The 1,131-nt window shown below is 73.2% G+C and carries 1 protein-coding gene; it reads right to left on the reverse strand.

The annotated features are described in order from the left end of the window. Positions 1-91 precede the first annotated feature (91 nt). Positions 92-1,131 (reverse strand): 2-oxoglutarate dehydrogenase, E2 component, dihydrolipoamide succinyltransferase (gene sucB / locus AC2CJA_RS26785; protein WP_484605225.1); only part of this gene is annotated, 1,040 nt, incomplete at its 5' end.

Genomic DNA, 1,131 nt, shown 5'->3' on the forward strand with positions numbered 1-1,131 from the left:
GGGTAGAAAAACTCCTAACCGCCCCCCGCCCCCCGCGGCGGCCCCCCCGCCGGGGGGGGACCGGGGGGGGGCCCCCGATGCGGGGGAGCGGTCAGAGACCCAGCTCGCCCTCGAACTCGCCGGCCTCCAGGCGGGCCTTGACGTCCGCCAGGTAGCGGGCGGCGTCCGCGCCGTCGACCAGCTGGTGGTCGTAGGACAGGGTCAGGTAGACCATGTCCCGGATGGCGATGGTCTCGCCCAGCTCCGGGTGGTCCACCACGACCGGGCGGCGCACGGTGACGCCGATGCCCAGCTCGGCCACCTGCGGGTAGTTCACGATGATCGTGTCGAACAGCGCACCGCGCGAACCGGTGTTGCTGATCGTGAACGTGCCGCCGGACATGTCGTCCGGGCTGAGCTTGCCGGTGCGGACCTTGCCCGCCAGCTCCGCGGTCTTCTTGGCGACGCCGGCCAGGTTCAGGTCGCCCGCGCCCTTGATGACCGGGACCATCAGGCCCTTCTCCGAGTCCACCGCGATGCCGATGTTCTCGACGTCGTGGTAGGTCACGGTGCCGTCGTCGTTGATCTTGGCGTTGATCGACGGGTGGACCTTCAGCGCCTCGGCGGCGGCCTTGACGAAGAACGGCATCGGGGAGAGCTTGACGCCCTCACGGGCCAGGAAGTCCTCCTTGGCCCGGGCCCGCAGCCGCATGACCCGCGTGACGTCCACCTCGACCACGGTGGACAGCTGCGCCTGCTTGTGCAGCGCCTTCATCATGTTCTCGGCGATGACCTTGCGGATGCGGGTCATCGGCACCGTCTGGCCGCGCAGCGGCGACGGCTCGGCCTTGGCCGGGCCGCGGCCCGCCGGAGCGGCGGCCGGTGCCGGAGCCTGGGCAGTCTGCGCCCTGGCGGCCTCGGCCGCGGCCACGACATCCTGCTTGCGGATGCGGCCGCCGACGCCGGTGCCCTTGACGGTGGACAGGTCGACGCCGTTCTCGGCGGCGAGCTTGCGCACCAGCGGGGTCACATAGGCGCCCTCACCGGCGGCGGCCGGGGCGGGGGCCTGGGCCGGAGCGGCGGGCGCCTGCTGCGGGGCCTGGGTCTGGGCCTGCGCCGGGGCGGCCTGCGGCTCGGGCTTCGGCTCGGGCC

It is taken from the genome of Streptomyces sp. ATLC9, from assembly GCF_057196705.1.